This is a genomic window from Streptomyces sp. NPDC054866 (assembly GCF_053610745.1).
In genome coordinates, this window is sequence record NZ_JBSGZA010000004.1 from 931,791 (window position 1) to 952,658 (window position 20,868).

A 20,868-nucleotide genomic window follows, 5' to 3' on the forward strand; every position below is an offset into this window, starting at 1 on the left:
TGAACTCGTGCGTATGATGTGCAGAATACAACGGGCAAGTCAAGCACGGTAAGTGACGGACCACGGCTTTAGAGCACCGCAAGAGCGTCCTTAGTCGGCCCGGTCATTATGGATCTGCTGGAATTGTCCGGGCATTCTCGGGAATCCCGCAGCCGAAAGATCCGGATTGGTATTTCCGACGCAACCGAAGGAACATCACGCCGTGTTCGCGCTCGTTTTCCCCGGCCAGGGTTCGCAGCACAAAGGAATGGGTGCGCAGCTCTTCGCCGCATTTCCGGAACTGGTGGCGGAGGCCGACGAGTTCCTCGGCTATTCCGTCGAGGAACTCTGTCGTGACGACACGGACGGGCTGCTCCAGGACACAGAGTTCACGCAGCCCGCCCTGTACGTCGTGAACGCGCTGAGCCTGCTGGCACATCGCCTGGACGGCGAGCCCGAGCCCGACTACGTGGCGGGGCACAGCCTGGGTGAGTACAACGCGCTGCACGCGGCGGGCGTCTTCGACTTCGCCACCGGATTACGCTTGGTGGCCAAGCGCGGCGAACTGATGGCCCGGGTGGCCGACGGAGGTATGGCCGCCGTGGTGGGCCTGACGGCCGAGCAGGTCGACGAAGTCCTCGACGCACCGGGTCTGGGAAACCTGTCGATCGCCAACTACAACAACCCCACCCAGATCGTGGTCGCCGGTCCCCGGGAGGACGTCGAGCGCGCCCGACCCGCGTTCGAGGACGCGGGCGCGGGCCTCTACACGGTGCTGCGGGTCAGCGGCGCCTTCCACTCGCCGTACATGTCGGACCTCCGTGACGAATTCGCCGACCATGTACAGACCTTCGCTCTCCGGGCACCCGCCATCCCCGTGATCTCCAATGTGACCGCCCGCCCCTACGGCGACGACGTCGCAGGCGCGCTGATCCGCCAGCTCGACCACCCGGTGCGGTGGACGGACACCGTGCGCTACCTCCTCGCCCGGGGCGTCGCCGACATCAAGCCCGTCGGTCCGGGCCGGGCACTGCGCGGTCTGATCCAGGCGACCCGACGGGACGAGGAGCGGCCGGCCCTGCAGCTCGACGAGGCACCGGCGCCGCCGCAGGCGCAGGAAGGGGAGCTGCGCCTGCGGCGGCCCGAGCGGCAGCGCGGCGCCCGATCCGTCGGCACTTCCCGGGAGCCACTGCGCGACGCCCTGCTGGGCGACCTGCGCAGCGCGGTCGCCGAGGTGTTGAAGGTCGAGCCGTCCGCCGTCCGGTCCGAGGCGGAGCTCAGCACCCTCGGCTTCGACTCGATCCGGCTGATCGAGTTCGCTGAACGGCTGCGGCGGGATCTCGGCGTGGATCTCACCCCGTCCGTGTTCTTCGAGCACTTCACGCTGAAGGCCTTCGCCGACCATCTGCTCACCGAGCACCTCGACCTGGTGACGGCCCGTCATCCGGACGCGGAGCACGAGCACACAGAGCACAGGGGCAGGCGTCCGGTGGCGACCGCCGAACGGGGCGCGCAGGCCGGCCGGGGCGCCGAGGACGACGCCCCGTATGCCGTCGCCGTCGTTGGTGTCAGCGCGCTCATGCCCGGCGCCGGGGACCTCGAGCAGTTCTGGCAGCGGTTGGTGGCCGGCGACGAACTCGTCACCGGCGTGCCGCGCGAGCGCTGGAGCGACTGGGCCGGGTCCGAGCGGGCGCGTGACGCGCACGGGGCCTTCCTCGACGAGGTCGACTCCTTCGACTGCTCCTTCTTCGGCATCTCACCGCAGGAAGCAGAGCTGATGGATCCTCACCAGCGGCTGTTCCTGCAGACCGTGTGGAAGGCGATCGAGGACTCCGGACGACGTCCCGGCGACCTGGCCGGCAGCCGCACCGGGCTGTTCGTCGGCCAAAGCTCGATGGACTACCTGGAGGTGCTGGGCCACAGCGCCGCAGGACCCCAGGCGCACACCGCCACCGGCCTGGCGCACGCCGTCCTGCCCAACCGGGTGTCGTACCAGCTCGATCTGCGCGGCCCCAGCGAGGCTGTGGACACCGCCTGCTCCTCCTCCCTGGTCGCCGTCCACCGCGCGGTGCGCAGTCTGCGCTCCGGCGAGTGCGACCTGGCTGTCGCCGGCGGAGTGAACCTGTTGCTCAGCCCCACACCGTTCGAGTGCTTCGGCCTCGCCGGCATGCTCGCGCCGGACGGCCGCTGCAAGACCTTCGACCGGGCCGCGAACGGGTACGTCCGCGGCGAGGGCGTGGTGGCGGTCCTGCTCAAGCCCCTGGCCGCCGCCGAGGCCGACGGCGACCACATCCACGCCGTGATCCGGGGCAGCGCCGTGGGCCACTCGGGCCGCAGCGCCTCGCTCACCGCACCCAGCCCCGAGGCACAGGCGGACGTCATCGTCGACGCCTGGCGCGCCGCACGCCTCGACCCGGCCACCGCGACACACATCGAGACTCACGGCACCGGCACCAGCCTCGGCGACCCGATCGAGATCGAGGGCCTCAAGCAGGCGTTCAGACGCCTCTACCGCGACTGGGGGCACCCTGCGCCCGCCGTGCCGCACTGCTCCCTGGGCTCGGTGAAGACCGCCATCGGCCACCTGGAGGCGGCGGCCGGGCTCGCCGGGCTGGTCACCATGGTGCAGGCCCTGCGCTACGGCCGGCTTCCCGCCCTGCGCCACTTCGAGGTGCTCAATCCGTACATCCGCCTGGACGGCAGCCCCTTCCGCATCGGGGACCACGTCACGCCCTGGGGTGCGCCGACCGGCGCTGACGGCACCACGCTCCCGCGCCGCTGCGGCGTCAGTTCCTTCGGCTTCGGCGGCACAAACGCGCATGTCGTCCTGGAGGAGTACTTCACCGACCGGGCGACCCCGGTCCCGGCCGCGGGTCCGCTGCTGATCCCGCTGTCCGCCCGCACCCCCGAGGTGTTGCGGGAGTACGCCCGGGACCTGGTCCGCCACCTGGACCGGCACGCGCCCGCCGAGGGCGCCCCGGACTTCGCCCTGACCGCGTTGTCCGACACCCTCCAGCTCGGCCGTGAGCCGATGCAGACACGGCTCGCGGTGGTCGCGGCCGACATCGACGACCTGTACGACGCGCTCGTTCGCTTCCTGCGCGGCGAGGAGCAGGGCGACACCTGGTGCACCGGGCATACCGGCGGCACCGCCGAGCTGTCCCGCGCCCTGCTCGACGGCCCCGAGGGAGCGGCTCATCTCGCCGCCCTGGCCGAGGCCGGGAAGACCGGCACCCTGGCCCGGCTCTGGGCCGCGGGCGCCGATTTCGACTGGGCGGTGCTGCGCGATGACCGGCCGGTACGCCGGACGCCGCTGCCGACCTACCCCTTCGAACGCCGGCACTGCCGGCCGCAGGACCTCGCGTCGCACGGCCTGTCGCGCCCGGCGGTGGACGCGGCCGCCGTCGTCGCGGTGCCTGCCGCGCCCGCGGTCCCGGTCTCGCCGGAGGGGATCCAGGGGCATCTGGTCCAACTGTTCGCCGAGGCACTGAAGTGGCGGCCGGAGGAGATCGATCCGTCCGCCCGCTTCGAGGACCTCGGCCTCAACTCCCTCCTCGTGGAGAAGCTGCGCCGCCGCCTGGAGGAGCACTACGGTCCGATCGACAGCACCACGCTGTTCACGTACAAGAGTCTGGACGCGTTGGCACGCCATGTGACCGAGCGGGTCCGCCGCACGCCCGCACCGCCGGCGGTCCCCGCGTCGACCTCGGCACCCGTGCCTGCCGTGGCCGTCGCGCCGGTGGAACCGGTCGTTCCGCCGACGCCCACCGCGCCGACGAGGGTCCTCGGTGCCGCCTCCGACGAGGGGCACAACGCCGCAGACATCGCCATCATCGGCATCGGCGGCCGCTATCCCCAGGCCCCGACCCTGGCCGACTTCTGGGAGAACCTGCGCCACGGCAGGGACTGCGTCGGCGAGATACCGCTCGACCGGCCCGGCTACCGGCGATACGCGGAGTTGGCCCGTGCGCGCTTCGGAGAGGCATGGCCCCGCTGGGGAGGGTTCCTGGACGACATCGACGCGTTCGACGCGCAGTTCTTCCACATCTCGCCGCGCGACGCCCGGCTCCTCGACCCGCAGGAGCGGCTCTTCCTCACCACCGCCTGGGAGACCCTGGAGGACGCCGGATACACCCCGGCGTCCCTGGCCGACCCCCGGCTCGGCGACCGGCGCGGCTCCGTGGGCGTGTTCGCGGGAGTGACCTACAACAACTACCAGATGTTCGCCGGGAACGACCTGGATCAGGGCGTCTGGCGCATGGTCACCTCCCAGACCTTCTCCGTCGCCAACCGGATCTCCCACCTGCTCAACTTCGGCGGCCCCAGCCTCGCGCTCGACACCGCCTGCTCCTCCTCCCTCTACGCGATCCACCTGGCCTGTGCCGCCATCCGCCGCGGCGAGTGCGCCACCGCTCTGGCGGGCGGCGTGAACCTGTCGCTGCACCCCAGCAAGTACGTGATGCTCGCCGAGGCCGGTTTCCTCGCCGAGGACGGCCGCTGCCGGGCCTTCGGCGAGGGCGGCACCGGCTACGTTCCGGCCGAGGCGGTCGGCGCGGTCCTGCTCAAGCCGCTCGACCGGGCCCTGGCCGACGGCGACCGGATCCACGCCGTCATCAAGGGCTCGGCGGTCAACAGCGACGGCCGCACCTACGGCTACGGCGTGCCCAACCCGGTCGCGCAGGCCGAACTGGTCCGTGCCGCGTTGCGCGACGCCCGCGTGGACGCCGGCACCGTCGGCTACGTCGAGGCGCACGGCACCGGCACCAGCCTCGGCGACCCCATCGAGGTGCGGGGCCTCACCGAGGCGTACGGGGACGCGGCAGCCCCGCACCGCCGGGACGGGCGCCCGCCGTGCGCCATCGGCTCGGTGAAGTCGGTCATCGGCCACGCCGAGGCGGCGGCCGGAATCGCCCAGGTCACGAAGGTCGTGCTCCAGATGCGGCACGGCACGCTCGTGCCCTCGCTGCTGCACTCGCCGGACCTGAACCCCCATCTCGACCTCGACAGCACGCCGTTCCGGGTACAGCGCGAGACCGCCCCCTGGGAACGGCTCCGGCCGCCCGCTCCCGGCGTCGAGGAGGCGCCGCGCCGGGCGGGAATCAGCTCGTTCGGCGCGGGCGGGGTCAACGTCCACCTCGTCCTGGAGGAAGCCCCGGCCCGGCCTCGACCGCCCGCCGCAGGTCCCGGCCGTCCGCTGGTGTTCCCGCTGTCCGCCCGTACGCCCGAGAACCTGCGCTCCTACGCGTCCCGCATGGCTGAGTTCCTGCGCTCCCTGGAGCGAACCCCGACGGGGCCGGACGAGGACGCGGCACGCCCGGGGGACGTCGCGCACACGCTGCAGCAGGGCAGGGAGGCCATGGAACACCGGGCCGCGTTCATGGCCCGCACCCTCGCCGAGGCGATCGACGGCTTCGACCGGGTGGCCGTCGGCCAGGACACCTCCGCCGGCGTCCACATCGGCCGCCGTCCCGGCCGCTCCGGCACCGCACCGACCGTGCCGGCGGACGCCACGCCCGAGGAGACCGCCGCCCGGTGGGTCGAGGGGGCCGACACCGACTGGGCTGCCACGCCCACCGGCGGGCGACGGATGTCGCTGCCGACGTACCCGTTCTCCTGCGAGCGTTACTGGCTGGAGCCGGGCAGCGGCACGGACCCGGCAGGACCCGGACCCGTGCGTGACCCGCGCGCCGACGCTCGTGACGACGCGGACCTGCGAGCCGAGCTCGCCGCCGTGCCCCGCAGCGAACGGCACACCACCCTGGCCACCCACATGCAGAGGGAACTCGGCGGCCTGCTGCAGTTCCCGCCGGACAGCCCCCCTGGCCGGCAACGCGGCTTCTTCGAACTGGGCCTGGACTCCGTGATGGCCGTCCGGCTCGGCAACCTCTTGGAGGAGTCGCTGGGGCTGGTCCTCTACGCAGGCGTCGTCTTCGACTACCCCTGCATCGACGACCTCGCCGGCCATCTGCTGGAACAGCTCGACCTCGACGAGCCCGGCCCGGCCGCTCCGACGTCCGCCGTGACGCCGGTCGACTCCCCGGCACCGCAGGTCGTCCACTACACCGCCGACTGGGAACGGGCCGACACGCCCCAGGGGCCCGGCGACTGGCTCACACGCCCGGTCCTCGTCTTCGACGCCGACGGGTCCCTCACCGAACGCGTCCGGCGGCACCACCGCGACGCCGCCAAGGTCATCGGCGTACGGCCCGGCGAGCGGTACGAGGCTTCCGGCACCGAGCGGACCGTCCGGGCGGGGTCAGCCGAGGACCACGCGGTCCTCCTCACCGACCTGGACTCACCGCCTGACACCGTCCTGCACGCCTGGACCGATCCGCGCACCGCGCTGACGTCCGTGTTCCACCTCAGCCAGGCCCTGCTGCGGGGCGGTCTGCACCGGCCCGTGCGCCTGCTGCGCCTGCACACCCGCACCGGCGGACCGGCCGACGCGCTCGCAGAGGCCTTCGGAGGTTTCGCCCGCTCCGTCGAGCACGAGAACCCCCGCCTCGTCCAGCAGGCCGTGGCCGTGCACACCGCGGACGGCCACCCGGTGGACGCTCTCCTCGATGCCTGTCTCGCCGAACTGGCCGCCGAGACGCGCACCGAAGCCGAGGTCCGTCACGACGACCGGGGGCGCTGGGTGCGCAGGCTCCGGGCGGTGCCCGCCCAACTGCCCGCACCGGCCGAGATCACCGTACGGGACGGTATGACCTGGGTGGTCACGGGCGGCGCCGGCGGCCTCGGCCTGCTCTTCGCCGGGCACCTGGCCCGCCGGGCCCGGGTCAACCTGCTCCTCGTCGGCCGCTCGGAGCTGACCGACGAGCGCCGGACAGCCCTGGAGGACATCCGCGCGCTCGGCAGCGACGTCCGCTACGAACGCGCCGATGTCGCCGACAGGGCCGAAGTGGACCGGCTGCTCGCCCTCGCCCGGGAGCGCTGGGGCGCCGTGCACGGCGTCATCCACTCCGCCGGTGTGCTGCGCGACGGCCTGCTGCCGAACAAGACCGCCGACGAGATGGACACCGTCCTGGCCGGCAAGGTCGACGGCGCCGTCCACCTCGACGAGGCGACACGCGACGACGACCTCGACGTCTTTATGGTCTTCTCCTCGCTGGCCGCCCTCGCCGGCAATCCCGGCCAGGCCGACTACGCCTTCGCCAGCCGCTTCCTGAACGCCTTCAGCCGCGCCCGCGACGAGAAGCGGACCGCGGGGGAGCGGTCCGGCGCGAGCATCGCCGTGGTGTGGCCGTTCTGGCGCGAGGGCGGTATGCGGGTCGACGCGGCCACCGAGGGCTTCGTACGCCGCCGGCTGGGCCTGACCCCGCTGGAGAGCGCCGTCGGCTTGGCCGCGTTCGACGCGGCACTGCACCACGCGAGGCCCGAGTTCGGGGTCGTACACGCCGAACGGGCCAAGCTGGAAAGGCTGTTGCGCATCGAACCGCCGGAGCACACCGACCGGCCGGAACCGGCAGCCGTGGACGGCGTCTCGGCGGTCGCGGCCGAACTGGAGCACGTCCTGGCCGAACTGGAGCTGTAGGCGTGAAGTCCGCGCACGTGTGCCGGACGGCCGCAACGGAGCCGGCCGCGCGGGCGTCCGGCGAACCACCGGGGGAGAGGAACAACCATGACCGATGACGCCCTGTTGAGGCGTTCCCTGGACGCCGTGCGCGCACTGCGGGAGCAGGTCGGGCAGTTGCGCGCCCGGACCGAGGAGCCGATCGCGGTGGTCGGCATGGGCTGCCGCTTCCCCGGCGGCGCGGACAGCCCCGAACGTTTCTGGGACCTGCTGCGCGCGGGCCGCGACGGCATCGTGGACGTCCCCGACGACCGCTGGCCGGCAGACCGCTGGTACTCGCCCGACCGCAACACCCCCGGCACCGCCTACACCCGCCGTGGCGGCTTCCTCACCGAAGGGGCTCACGCGTTCGACGCGTCGTTCTTCGGCATTTCGGACGCCGAGGCCCGCGAGATGGACCCGCAGCACCGGTTGCTGCTGGAGGCGAGCTGGCAGGCGCTCGAACATGCCGGGCTGCTCTCCGGAACCCGGGCCGAACAGCGCGTTGGTGTCTTCGTCGGCATCTCCGGCTCCGAGAACGCACTGCAGCCCCGCTCCTTGCGGGACGCCGGGCCGTACACCGCCACCGGCTCCGCGATCAGCGTCGCCGCGGGCCGGGTGGCGCACACCCTGGGGCTGCGTGGCCCCACCCTTGCGGTGGACACGGCGTGCTCCTCGTCGCTGCTCGCCGTGCATCTGGCGGTCGAGAGCCTGCGCCGCGGCGAGTGCGCGGCGGCCGTGGCCGGCGGGGTGAGCGCGATGATGTCACCCGCCGTCATGGTCGCCCTGAGCCGGATGGAGGCCCTGGCCGAGGACGGGCACTGCAAGGTCTTCGACGCCGCGGCCGACGGCTACGCCCGGGCGGAGGGCTGCGGCATGATCGCCCTCATGCGCGCCGGGGACGCCGCGGCCGTACGCGCCCCCGTGCTCGCCCTCATCAGGGGATCGGCCGTGAACCACGACGGCCGCACCAGCGGCCTGACCGTCCCCAACGGCAGGGCGCAGCGCGAACTCATCACCCAGGCCCTGAAGACGGCCCGGACCGAACCGCACGAGGTGGACTACCTGGAGGCGCACGGTACGGGCACTCCGCTGGGCGATCCGATCGAGGTGCGCGCCGCCGCCGACGTCCTGTGCTCCGGGCGGACCGCCGAGGCCCCGCTGCGCATCGGTGCCGTCAAGTCCAACGTCGGGCACCTGGAGGCGGCGGCCGGAGTGGCGGGCCTGATCAAGACGGTCCTCGCTCTGCGGCACGGCGAGATCCCGGGCAACCTGCACCTGCGCACCCCCAACCCGCGGCTCGGCATCGAGCGGCTGCCGGTGGTCCTCAACGACCGGACGAGCCCTTGGCCGGGCCACCCGGACGGTCAGCCGCGCACCGCGAGCGTCAGCTCCTTCGGCTTCAGCGGCACCAACGTGCACGTCGTCCTCACCGAACCCCCGACCACGCCGCCGCGCCAGACCGGCCCGGAACGCCCCGCCCACGTGCTGGCCCTGTCCGCCCGCGACCCCCAGGGCCTGCGCGACGCGGCGGCCCGCCTCGGCGACTGGCTGGCCCGCCACCCCGAGGCACCCCTCGCGGACGTCTGCCACACCACCACCGCCCGCCGAGCGCACTTCGCGCACCGCGCCGCTCTTGTGACCGCGTCGCGCGGCGAACTCACCGACTGGCTGACGGCCCTCGCCGCGGGCGACGTCCCCGAGGCGGCCGGCGGCGGCCGGCAGCTCTCCGCCTCCGACGCGGTCGGCGCCCGCGACCGCGCCCCCGCGCGACCGGTCGCTTTCCTGCTCGACGCCACCGCGGACCGGGCGGCCCGCATCATCGCGGCGCTGCACCCCACCCACCCCGGCTTCCGCGCCCACTACGACGAGTGCGCCACCGAGTTGGCCACCGCCGCAGGCGCCACCCCGGTCGTCCCCGAGCACCCCGGCTCGGCCCTCGCGGCGGACGTGGGGACCGTCGCCTGCCAGGTCGCCCTGGTGCGTACGCTCGCGGACTGGGGCCTCGTTCCCGGTGCCGTGGCCGCCGGGAAAGCCCCCGGCGACCTCGCGGCCGGCCTGCTCAGCGAGGCCCTCGACGTCCGCGACGCCGGCCTGCTGCTCGGCGCCCGGCACACCACTGCCCCCACCCCCGCGACCCTGCCCCGGCGCGCCCCCGCCCTGCGCCTCCTGCATGGCCAGCAGGCCACCGAGGTGAGCGCCGACCAAGCCGCCGACCCGGCCTTCTGGTCCCGGACCGGGACCGGCACCTCACCGCGGGCGGCGGCCGGAGCGCTTGCCCCGCACGGCTACGACACCCTGGTCCACATCGGCGGCGCACCGGCACCGGGTGACCCGGACGGTGTGCGGCTGCCCGGCCACGACATCTGGCGGGAGCTCCTCGACGGCTTGGCCCAGCGTCACCTGGCGGGCGAGGAGGTCGACTGGTCCGCCTTCGACGACGGTTACGACCGGACCCGGCTCGACCTGCCCGGCCAGGCCTTCCGGCGCCGCGCGTACGGCACCACGCCCGCCGAGCCGGACACCTCGGCGGCCCCCGGCACCGGCGCACCGGTCGGCACGCTGGGACTACGGACGGTGCCGTCGCCGCTGGAGCAGCGGCAGTTCACCACCACGGTGAGCCGGACGCTGCTGCCCGAGGTCGCCGACACCGCGGGTGTCGTCCACGTCGGCTACTACCAGGACATGCTCGCTTCGGCGGTGCGCACCGGGGACGGACTGCGGCTGTCCGGCGTCACCTTCGAGCAGGCGCTCACGCTCCCCGGCACCCGGGAACGCGCCCTGCACCTCGTCATCGACCCGTCCGACGGCGACGGTTGGTCCGCGTTCTCGGTGCACAGCCGGGCCACCGACGAACCGGCCGGATGGCGCCGGCACGCCGGTGGCCGGGTGCGACCCGGGCCGACCGCCGAGGACCCCGCAGCAGGCACTGAGCCGCTGACCGAGCAGGCCCGTGCGGCCATCACGGAGCGCTGCGCCGAACGGATCGACGGGGCCGAGTTCTACCGCCGCCTCAGCGAGCGCGGTGTCCCCTACGGACCTTCGGTCGAATGGGTCACCGAGGCGTGGCTCGGCGACGGCGAGATCCTGGCCAGGCTCCGTGCCCCGTCCACCGTTGAGACACAGGGCGGACCCGGCCGGCCGGCCCCCGAACTCCCGGTGCCGCCGGGCGTGCTGGACGCCTGCGCCCCGCTCTACGCGCTCGCCGCGGAGGAGCACTTGAACGAACGTGACCTGTTTATGGTCGCGGGCCTCGGCGAGGCCGGTTTCGGCGCCCCCGCGGACGGCCCCCTGTGGTGCCACATACGGCTGACCGTTCCCGCCACCCGCCACAGCCTGGTCGGCGACCACGTGCTGTGCGCCGAGGACGGCCGGGTGGTCGGCTGGGCCCGCGCCACCGAGATCCGGGTCATCAGCGCCGGCGATCCCACCCCGGACACCCCGCTCACCGACGCGGCAGCCGACGCGACCCGCGCGCGATGGCGCGGCCCGGCCGGCCGCGCGGCCCTGCGGTCCCGGCTCGCGCGGATGGTCGGGGAACTGCTGCACCTGCCGCCCGACGACGTCCCGTTCACCCAGCCGTTGTCGGATGCCGGCCTCGACTCGCTGGCCGCTCTGGAACTGCGTCAGCGGGTCCAGACGGAGACCGCGGTCGGCCTCCCGGCCGACCTGCTCATCGCCGGACCCACGCTCGACGAGATAGTGGACCGCGTCACCGCGTCTGCCGAGGGGCACACCGTGACCGCGCTCCGGCGCCCCTACGACACGGACAGCGCCCGGTGGCTCCCGGCCACCCCGCGCGACGACTGCGCCGCCCGGGTCTTCTGCCTGCCCTACGGCGGCCGCGGAGCCTCGCTGTACCGGGACTGGGCGGCCGCCGCGGATCCCGAGATCGACGTGTGCCCGGTGCAGCTGCCGGGCCGCGAGGAACGAGGGGACGAGCGTCCCCTCGATGCCGCGGAGGAGGCGGTGGAGGCCGTCGCGCAGGCCATCGAGCCCTACCTGGACCGGCCCTTCGCCTTCTACGGACACAGCATGGGCGCGCTGCTCGCCTTCCGGCTGGCGCACCGTCTTGGACCCAAGTACGGGGAGTCGCTGCGTCACCTCTTCGTCAGCGCGTTCAGCGCGCCGACGGGGCGGGAGAACCCGCTCGGCGCGCGGCTGCGGTCGGTCACCCGCAGCCTGGGCTTCACCGGCATGCCCGACCACAAGGACCTGATGCGCCTGCGCCGCGCGGAACCGGAACGCTATCTGGACGCGCTGCGCACAGAACTGGGCGACGATCTGGCCGGCATGGCGGAGGTGGCCCTGGACGGCGCGGGGTACGCGGACCTCCGCATCGTCGAGAACTACCGCCACGACCTGACAGAGCCGTTGCTGGACTTGCCGGTGACGGTCTTCAACGGTGCCGCCGACCCGGTGGTGTCGGAGCCGGACGCGAGGGACTGGCAGACGCTGACCACCGGGGCTTTCGAACTGCTGATCCTGCCGGGTGACCACTATTTCGTCCACGGCGACCAGAGCGGTCCGAGGGTCCTGGCGGAACTGACGCACCGCCTGCGTACCTCACACGGGCCGACGCGGAGCTGATACCGGTCCGCCCCGGGAATCGGACCGGGCGGGCCGAGCCTGTGGCTCGGCCCGCCCGGTCGCGCAGGGGACGCGGGTCATGCCGTGTGGGGCAGCTCCAGCCGTTCGTCGGCCATCAGGATGGCCTGCTGCAGATCGCGCAGCGCCCGGCACGGTTCAAGGCCCAGCTCCTTGTTGAGCCGGGACCGGGCCTGCTGGTAGGTGCGCAGCGCGTCGGCCTGCCGCTCCGAGCGGCACAGGGCGAGCATGAGCTGGCGGTAGAAGGTCTCCCGCAGCGGGTGCTCGGAGGTCAGGGAGCCGAGACGGCCCACGAGTTCGCGGTGCAGTCCGAGTGTGAGCTGTGCTTCGATGAGGGACTCGACGCACTCCAGCCTGGTCTCCTCCAGCCACGTGGCGAAGCCCTGGATGACCGGTCCGTCGCACAGGTCGCCCAGAGCGGGGCCGCGCCAGAGGGAGAGCCCCGCCTCGAAGGCGGCGACGGCGTTCTCCGGCCGGCCTTCCTTGAGGTGCCGCCGCCCCTGGTGGAGCAGCCCCTGGAACTGGTCGACGTCGAGCTCGTCGTTGCCCAGGTGGAAGAGATATCCCGGAGGCCTGGTGAGAATCGGATTGTGTCGGCTGCCGGGTTGTGCGAGGAACTTGCGGAGCTGGGATATGTACACATGAATGCTCGCGGTGACCCGGCGTGGGGGATTGTCTCCCCAGATTTCGGCGATGGCCTCGTCGATGGAGACCACCTGCCGGGCGCGGATGAGCAGAAGGACCAGCAGCACCTGCACCTTCCTGGCACTGACGAACTTGCTGCCCCGGCTGTCGGTTACTCGAACCGGTCCGAGTATGTCGTATTGCACGAACGCAACCCCCGTTGAAAAGTACGCCGTGTCCGGTGCTGCTCTTTTGCCGGAACAAAGCTCATGTTTTGCTGCTCTCTCCCTCCGTGTGATGAGCCGGGCTGTTGTTCCGTTGTGAAGGCTATGAGGAATCAGAGGGCGTCTGAAAGCCCCTAACCCCCCTAAGAATCCCCTAAGAATCGTCCCGAAACTGCTGGTCATGGCCGAGATGACCGCGTTGTGGGCCGGCGTGGTCGCGGCGCCGGATTCGTCGGTTCGGCAAGGCGGTCACAGCGGTGCGGCGCGAGGGTGCCAACCCGGTCCGGGGCCTGGCCCGGGGCATCCCGCGGCCACGAGTTTTCGCAGATTTCACAACGTCATGGAAGTTTGATACGTTGTGACAGTGACGAACTCTATTGCCGTGGCAGGCTTAGTGAAGACGTTCGGTCAGGTTCGGGCCCTCGACGGCTTCGACCTGACGGTCAGGCAGGGTGAGGTGCACGGCCTCCTGGGGCCCAACGGTGCCGGCAAATCCACGGCCATCCGGGTCCTGCTCGGCCTGCTGAGGGCCGACGCCGGCGAGGTGCAGATGCTGGACGGAGACCCGTGGCACCAGGCCGTGGACCTCCACCGCCGTCTCGCCTATGTCCCGGGAGACGTGAACCTCTGGCCCAATCTCTCCGGCGGCGAGTCGATCGACCTGATCGGCAGGTTGCGCGGCGGCATCGACAAGAAGCGCCGCGACGAGTTGCTGGAGCGGTTCAAACTCGACCCGACGAAGAAGTTCCGTACCTACTCCAAGGGCAACCGGCAGAAGGTGGCGCTGGTCGCCGCGCTCGCATCGGACGTGGAGCTGTTCATCTTCGACGAGCCCACCTCCGGCCTCGACCCCCTCATGGAGTCGGTCTTCCAGAGCTGTGTGCTCGACCTGAAGCGGGCCGGCGCGACCGTACTGCTGTCCAGTCACATCCTGGCCGAGGCAGAGGCCCTGTGCGACCGCGTCAGCATCATCCGTGAGGGCCGCATCGTGGAGTCCGGCTCGATGAAGGAACTGCGCCACCTCACCCGTGTCTCGGTCACGGTCCAGACGGAACGCGAGCTGACCGGCCTGGACCGGTTCGAAGGAGTCCACGACGTGCGCTCCGGCGCCGACGGGCTCAGCTTCACCGTGGACAGCAGCAAGGTCGGTGCCGTGATCAGTCACGCGGCCGACTTCGGCATCGTGTCGCTGACCAGCACCCCACCCACCCTGGAAGAGCTGTTCATGCGGCACTACGGCGACGAGGTGCCCGCCCAGCGCGAGACGGCCGGAGCACGGCGATGAGCCGCTACTTCGCCGGCACCGGTGACCTCCTGCGGCTCGCCCTGCGCCGGGACCGGATCCAACTCCCGCTGTGGATCCTCGGCCTGACACTGGTACAGACGGCCACCGCCTCGAGCATCAGCGGTCTGTACGAGACCCAGAAGGACCGGATCGCCGCCCAGACCAGTGCCGCGGACAACCCGTCCTCACTGGTGTTCAGCGGCCTGGTCTCCGGCGCCGGCGAGGGCGCCACTGCGATGACGCAGTCCTTGCTGCTCGTGCTGGTGGCCGCCGCCCTGATGAGCACCCTCGCCGTCATCCGGCACACCCGGCAGAACGAGGAACTGGGGCGTTCCGAGCTGATCGGCTCCACCGCCGTCGGGCGGCACGCTGCCCTCACTGCCGGCCTGCTGCTCGCGATCCTGGCCAACGTGGTGCTCGCCGTCGTGAGCGCCTTGGGACTCGCCTCGGCGGGGCTGCCACTGGGCTCCTCCTTCGCGGCCGGCGCCGCGATCGGCGCGGTCGGTGTCTCCTTCGCCGGCGTCGCCGCGATCACCGCCCAGATCTGGGAGAGCGCCCGGGCCGCCAACGGCGCCGCGGCGGCCGTGCTCGGTGTGGCGTTCATGCTGCGCGCCGTCGGCGACGTGGCCGGCCGCACCACCGGCGGCGGCCTGCGCGTGGAGAGCGCCTGGCCTTCCTGGCTCTCCCCGATCGGCTGGGGCCAGCAACTGCGCCCCTACGACCAGGACAACTGGTGGGTGCTGGCCCTGCCACTCGCCGCCTTCGCCGTCCAGGTCGGTGTGGCCTTCGCCCTGACCCGCATCCGCGACGTCGGTATGGGCATGCGCGCGGTCAAGCCCCGCCCGCCCGAGGCCACCCCCGCTCTGCTCAGCCCGACCGGTCTGGCCTGGTTCCTGCACCGTGGCTCCCTGGCCGGCTGGGCCGTCGGGGTGTCCGTCATGAGCTTCGCCTTCGGAGTCGTCGGCGACGAGATCAACGACCTGATCGGCGACAGCGACCGAACCGCCGAGATCATCCAGCAACTCGGCGGCACCGGCTCGCTGCTGGACGCCTACCTGTCCGCCACCATCGGCCTGATGGGCCTCGCGGTCGCCGGATTCGCCGTGCAGTCCCTGAACCGAATGCGCAACGAGGAGACCAGCGGCGGAATGGAAACCGTGCTGTCCACGGCCACCAGCCGGTTCAGCTGGATGACGGGCCATCTGGTCGTCACGCTCGCCGGGGTCACCGTACTCATGTTGCTCACCGGGACCAGTGCCGCCGTCGGCTACGGCCTGGCCACCGGCGACATGGGAGCGGAGTTCGGTTCCCTCGTCGCGGCCGCGATGGTGCGCCTTCCGGCCGTGCTGGTGCTGGCGGCGTTCGCCGTGCTCGCCTTCGGCTCCCTGCCCAGGCTCGCCGTAGGCCTGCCCTGGGCGGTGTTCGCGCTGTGCCTGCTGATCAGCCAGATCGGCTCGACCCTGGACCTGCCGCAGGTGGTCCTCGACATCTCGCCGTTCAGCCACGTGCCCGGGCTGCCCGGCGGCGACTTCACCGTCGGCCCGCTACTGGTACTGCTGGTGATCACGGCGGTGCTCACCGCCGCGGGCACCGCCCTGTTCCGCCGCCGCGACGTGGCCATCCAGTGACATCCCCCGGCTGAGGGCCGGCCGCGACGGCACGAGCCCTCACCGGGACCGCGGCAATTCCCCCGACGCGGTCCCGGTGACGGCTCTTCGTGTGCGCGGCGCCCCGCTCAGGACGGCAGGGCGCCGTCTCGCATGGCCAGCAGCGAGCCGAACGTCCACTGCACGGTCTGCTGGACGTGCCCCGGAGCACCGTGCACGTCGTCGAACTCATTGAGGGCCAGCCGCCGCACATGTCGACGCAGGAACACCGGATCCCCCGCGGGAATGATCTCGTCGCGCAAACTGGCCGAGTAGCACACCGGGATGTCCAGCGCAGAGAGCTCCTCCGGCGTCAACGGCCAATCGGCCAGCACATCACCCAGCGCCGCGTCGTCGCCGGGGGCGACGCCCGTCAGATGAGCCAGCGTGTCCCGGGTGACGCGCGGCAGCCGACGCTGCCAGTCGCCGTCCGTGAAGAAGACACTGACCGGCGCCCCGGACGTCACGATCCCACGCAGCCGCGCATCCCGCCCGGCCCATCTCAGCGCCAGATGACCCCCGAAGCTGTTCGCGAGGGCGTAAGTGTGGGAGACGTCCGCACGGTCCGCGACCGCGTCCAGCACGGCCGGCAGCATCCGCCAGCTCTCCCGGTTGTACGCAAGGGTGTTCTCGCCCACGCCAGGCAGCTCCGTCACCACCACCGCCATGCCCAGCTGGGCCGCCTGGAGCACGACCGGTGCCCACTGCTCCTTCACGCTGACGATCCCTCCCGTCACCAGCAGCAGCGGCTTCGGCTCCCCGGCGGACAGACCACCCGCCCAGCAGACCAGCTCACCATCGGGCAACTTCACCCGCACCGGCTCGATGTCCGGATGCTGTGCGCGCCACCGGTCGAACACCGCCCGCGCTTGCTCGTACGCCGAGCGCCGCGCCGGACCGTCGACGAACGGGAAGCGGGCCATGGCTGAGCACAGGAAGGCCGGCAGCAACTGACCCGACCCGGCAAGCGCGGCCGCGGCCGCCGACCACTCCACCGCCCACGAACCCGGGGCGCCGTCCTCGTCGTTGGTGACGCGGCCCAGCACCCCTGCGTAGAGCTCGGGCGGCAGTTGCAGCGCCCGGGCGTGGACGGCCGTGAACTCCTTGAGTTCGGCGACGTCGTTCATCGTGTTCCCTCCCGCTTCCAGTGCACCGTCAGGCCCAGATGCCCGGGTGCCGCCGTGATCCGCCGCAGCTCGTGACGGAACAGGGCGGTCCCGTCCTCGGTGTGCCCGGACGCGTCGAAGCCGTTGCGTGGATAGAAGTCCTTGACCTTGCCGTTCTTCGAGGACGGCACATAACGCGCCTCGACCGCGCCGGCGCCGGCGGCGCGGGCGTGCTCCAGCAGCACGGCCAGGCAGCCCTGTTCGATGCCCCGGGCGAAGACCCGGCAGCTGAGCAGGAAGTTGTCGATGTGCCACACCGGCCCGCCGGTTCGCACGAACACCGCCCCCACCAGCCCGTTGTCCCCGAAGCGGTCGCCGGACCGGATGGCGAGGACCAACTGTCCCGGTGAGCCGGCCAGGGCGCGTACCTCGTCCTCCTGGAGCCGCCGGGTCGTCAGGTTGAACTGGTTGGTGCGCTGGGTGAGCTGGGCGAGCCGGGCGGTGTCGGCCTCGCCCGCCGCGGTCAGTTCGACCCGCACCTCCAGCTCCCGCAAGTAGTCCTCCAGCGAGGCGAAGGAGTCCAGGAAGTCCTTGCGGACGAACTCCTCGCGGTAGCGCGCCGGGCGCCGTACGTCGTCCTCCGTGACGTCCCGCACGTCGAACCAGCCGTCGGCGAGCACCCGTTCGGCGTGCAGCGCCGGATCGCCGTCCAGATGCAGCACGGTGACTTCGGGCAGTTCGCGGGCGACCAGACCGCACTCGTAGGCGCTGTCGTCGGCGAAGACCAGACTGTCCAGGCCGAGATTGAGGTCGTCGGCAAGGGCTCGCAGATTTTCGTGCTTGGGCTCCCAGTTGGCCACCACACGCACGAAGTCGTCCTCGCGCAGGATCATCTCGGGGTGCTCGCGCAGCACCTGCTGCACCGGCTCCAGGTCGTTCTTGCTGACCGCGGCCAGCAGCACCCCGCGCGACGCGAGTTGCGCGAGCACCCGCTGCAGGTGCCGAAAGGCCCGGCCCCTGCGCCCGCCGGCGACCTCGATCCCCTCCGGGCCGTCGTCGCCCAGCACCCCGCCCCATAACGTGCCGTCCAGGTCCAGGGCCAGCACCTTCTTCGCCCGGCCGGACCGGCCGCGCACCAGATGGGCCAGATCGCGGGCGAGCGCGGTGGTGAGCTCCGGAGTGTACGGCGTCCCCGTGTACGCCGCCAGGCGGGCGTCGCCCAGGGCGGCCGGGCCGGTGAGCAGCTGGTCCAGGTCGAGGACGACAAGACCCGGATGTTCCTCCATCAGCCCCAGCAACCGGGCGTTCCCGTCCCGCCAGACCGCGCCAAGGCGGGCCCGGGAGCGGTGGTCCACCAACTGGGCCGGAAACTCACGGGGAAGGGGCAGCGAGGTGTACACGAGCGTGCCCGACCCCGCAGCGGCGTGGGTGGCGGCGAGCTTGTCCAGCAGCCGGACCTTCTCGGCCAGTATCCGCTCCACGTCCTCGGGCCGCCACGGCCGGGGAACCTCGTCGAACACCACGTCGGCGTCCAGCACACACACGACCAGGTCACCGCCGGCCGCGTACACCTCGCTCGCCGGATCGGCCAGATCGAAGAGCCAACTGCCGAAATCGGCGACATGCGGCCGCAGCAGCAGCCCGTGCCGGGCCAGTTGCGCGGTGAGCGGCGGGATCAGACCGGCCACCGTCCCGTGCCCGGTGACCGTGACCGACACGGTCGGCTGCTCCGGGTGCTCGGCGAGCACCTCGTCGGCGGACAGGCGTGTCAACAACCGCCCTGCGCGCTGCAATTCGTCATCGCCGAGCCCGCGCAGCAGGGCGGGCAGCCGCCGATACTCGGCAATCAGGCGGCCGGACCGGTGCAGGTCGGCCACGGGGTCGGCGGCGGGCGGGGGAGCGGGGGCCGGGGACACGGATCACACCCTCCAGGCGAGGCTTCGCGACGGTCCGCTCCGGGGCGCGACACCGCACCCGGGCGGGCGCCCCAGCCTCACCGCGCACGCTTGGCGCCGGCTTGCAGCCGCCTAAAGCGGCCTCTCCCGCCCTGGGTTCCCTGAAGTGCTCAGGACTCGTCGTCCGGAGCCTTACCCTGCGACTCGTGCCAGCGAGTCATGAGCTTGGGCACCTCGCCGCGGATGAACTCGAAGAACCGCCGCGTCTCGTCCAGCCGCGCAGCCCCCGGGTTCTCACTGCCGAGCGCGACGATCCCGTCGGCGAGATTGTCCTCCAGCCGCAGGAACACCTCGTCGCGGCGGGCGAACATCTCGTACCACGTGCCGTCCATGACCCGGTAGTGGTCATGACGCTGGCCCGGCTCACGCTGCCGCTCGACCAGCCCCAACTGCATCAGATAACGCACCGCCTGTGAGACCGCGGCCCGGCTGATCTTCAGCTGCGCCGCCAGCTCGACGGCCGTCAGCCCGTCCTTGGAGATGAGTACGGCCACGAACACCCGCGCCGCCATCCGTGGAAAACCGAGCCCCGTCATGCTGAGGGCGAAGTGCTCGATGAAGCGGCCCACCGCCAGCTCCTGGTCGGTGCCTTGTCGAGTGCCGTCCGGGGCGATCGCCATCCGCGCATCCCTCCGCGTCATGTGTGCCGATGTGCCGTACGCCTGGGAGAAAGCCGAACGCACCGGGATTTTCGTTCACTGTTTCATGAAAACTATATATTATCTGCCGTCGAAAATGGCTTCCCGGCATACGCGTCGGCGCCGCGGCCCCTCAACAGGGCCGCGGCGCCGACACACACGCAACGGAACAGCAGAACCGAACCGTCAGTCCGCCTCCAGAGCGAACCCCGACTTGATCCACTTGCTGGACTCGATCGCGACCCCGAGAGCCCGGTCCCCCGGCGCCAGCCGCGACAGCAGCCGCTCCAGCTGGAAGAACACCAGCGCGTTGCCGTTGTTGCCGGTCTCCTCCACGCAGGACACCTCCCGCGCCTCCGGCAACCCCATCCGCTCCCGGATCCGTGCCGTCATCCGGCCCGACAGCTGCGGCGGCAGCACATGCGACAGATCACCGGGCTTCCACTCCAGCCCGTCCAGCAACTCCTCGGCCGACTCGGCGGCCAGCACGGGAACGGCCTCCTCGATCGCCTTGTAGTCCTCGCTCACCGGAGGACCATCAAAGCGCCGGCTCGCGCCGTACCAGGCCAGAGTCTGCCCCGGCTCCCGCCCCAGGCCCACCAGCCGCGTGAACACCGCCCGCAACGCCGGGCCCGGAGACGGCTCCGTGGTGAGCACCAGCGCACCCGCCCCGTCCCCGAACAGCACCAGGTTCACCAGCTGCGACGGCGGCAGCGCCGCCGCGTCCATGTCCGGGTCCACCAGCTTCGCGGAGACGTCACCGCCCAGCACCAGAGCCGTGCGATGCCCCCCGGACAGCAGCAGCGACGCCGCCAGCGACAGAGCCTGCACCGCACCCGAACACCCAGACTGCAACTGGTACGTGGGCACCTGATCGATGCCCAGCCGGTCGGCAATCACGTTCACCGTCGTCGGCATCAGCATGTCGGGCATGGCAGTGCCCATCACCATCACATCGACGTCCGAGGGCTCCAGACCCGCCGCGGCCAGCGCCCGCCGACCAGCCGTCTCGCCCAGATCCGCCAGCGAGAACCGCGGCTCACCCGTCTCCAGATCCACAGCGAGATGCCGGAACCTCGTACCGATAAAAGCCTCGGCCCACTGCTCCCACGCCGGACCCAGACCCATCCTGCGCCCCAGCGTCGCGTTGTCGATCCGCGGGCCCGGCACCGCCGTACCCACCGCCGCCATCCGCAGCACCGGAGGCCCGTTCAGAACCAGCACCGCCCCGCACCTCCCCGCCACTCGACG

At 72.0% G+C, this 20,868-nt stretch carries 9 protein-coding genes; 4 read left to right on the plus strand and 5 right to left on the minus strand.

From position 1 onward, the window contains the following. The first annotated feature begins 202 nt into the window (after positions 1-202). On the plus strand, positions 203-7,513 hold the full coding sequence (fabD, locus tag ACWGI2_RS24815; RefSeq protein ID WP_453697667.1) for an ACP S-malonyltransferase: 7,311 nt from the start codon (positions 203-205) through the stop codon (positions 7,511-7,513). A gap of 87 nt (positions 7,514-7,600) precedes the next feature. After that, on the plus strand, positions 7,601-12,121 hold the full coding sequence (locus tag ACWGI2_RS24820; RefSeq protein ID WP_453697669.1) for a beta-ketoacyl synthase N-terminal-like domain-containing protein: 4,521 nt from the start codon (positions 7,601-7,603) through the stop codon (positions 12,119-12,121). Between the two features lie 77 nt (positions 12,122-12,198). Here ACWGI2_RS24820 and ACWGI2_RS24825 read toward each other — a convergent pair whose 3' ends face one another. Then, positions 12,199-12,969, minus strand: coding sequence for an AfsR/SARP family transcriptional regulator (locus ACWGI2_RS24825; RefSeq protein WP_453396488.1), 771 nt, complete (start codon positions 12,967-12,969; stop codon positions 12,199-12,201). 382 nt (positions 12,970-13,351) lie between these two features. Between ACWGI2_RS24825 and ACWGI2_RS24830 the strand changes: the two genes are divergently transcribed. After that, a complete protein-coding gene (locus ACWGI2_RS24830; protein ID WP_453697671.1) occupies positions 13,352-14,272 on the plus strand; it encodes an ATP-binding cassette domain-containing protein in 921 nt (306 codons plus the stop codon). Beyond that, positions 14,269-15,900 carry an ABC transporter permease gene (locus tag ACWGI2_RS24835; protein ID WP_453697672.1) on the plus strand — a complete coding sequence of 544 codons (1,632 nt, stop codon included), beginning with the start codon at positions 14,269-14,271 and terminating at the stop codon, positions 15,898-15,900. The genes ACWGI2_RS24830 and ACWGI2_RS24835 overlap by 4 nt, the downstream gene beginning before the upstream one ends. A 107-nt stretch (positions 15,901-16,007) precedes the next feature. On the opposite strand, the gene ACWGI2_RS24840 is transcribed toward ACWGI2_RS24835, so the two are convergent. The 4 genes from ACWGI2_RS24840 to ACWGI2_RS24855 all read right to left on the minus strand — a co-directional run bounded on the left by ACWGI2_RS24840 (position 16,008) and on the right by ACWGI2_RS24855 (position 20,841). Continuing rightward, a complete protein-coding gene (locus ACWGI2_RS24840; protein ID WP_453697673.1) occupies positions 16,008-17,045 on the minus strand; it encodes an alpha/beta fold hydrolase in 1,038 nt (345 codons plus the stop codon). Beyond that, a complete protein-coding gene (locus ACWGI2_RS24845; RefSeq protein WP_453697674.1) occupies positions 17,042-18,940 on the minus strand; it encodes an HAD-IIIC family phosphatase in 1,899 nt (632 codons plus the stop codon). The genes ACWGI2_RS24840 and ACWGI2_RS24845 overlap by 4 nt, the downstream gene beginning before the upstream one ends. 149 nt (positions 18,941-19,089) lie before the next feature. Further along, positions 19,090-19,599, minus strand: coding sequence for a GbsR/MarR family transcriptional regulator (locus ACWGI2_RS24850; protein ID WP_453396493.1), 510 nt, complete (start codon positions 19,597-19,599; stop codon positions 19,090-19,092). A gap of 204 nt (positions 19,600-19,803) precedes the next feature. Continuing rightward, positions 19,804-20,841, minus strand: coding sequence for a 3-oxoacyl-ACP synthase III family protein (locus tag ACWGI2_RS24855; RefSeq protein WP_453697675.1), 1,038 nt, complete (start codon positions 20,839-20,841; stop codon positions 19,804-19,806). Positions 20,842-20,868 lie beyond the last annotated feature (27 nt).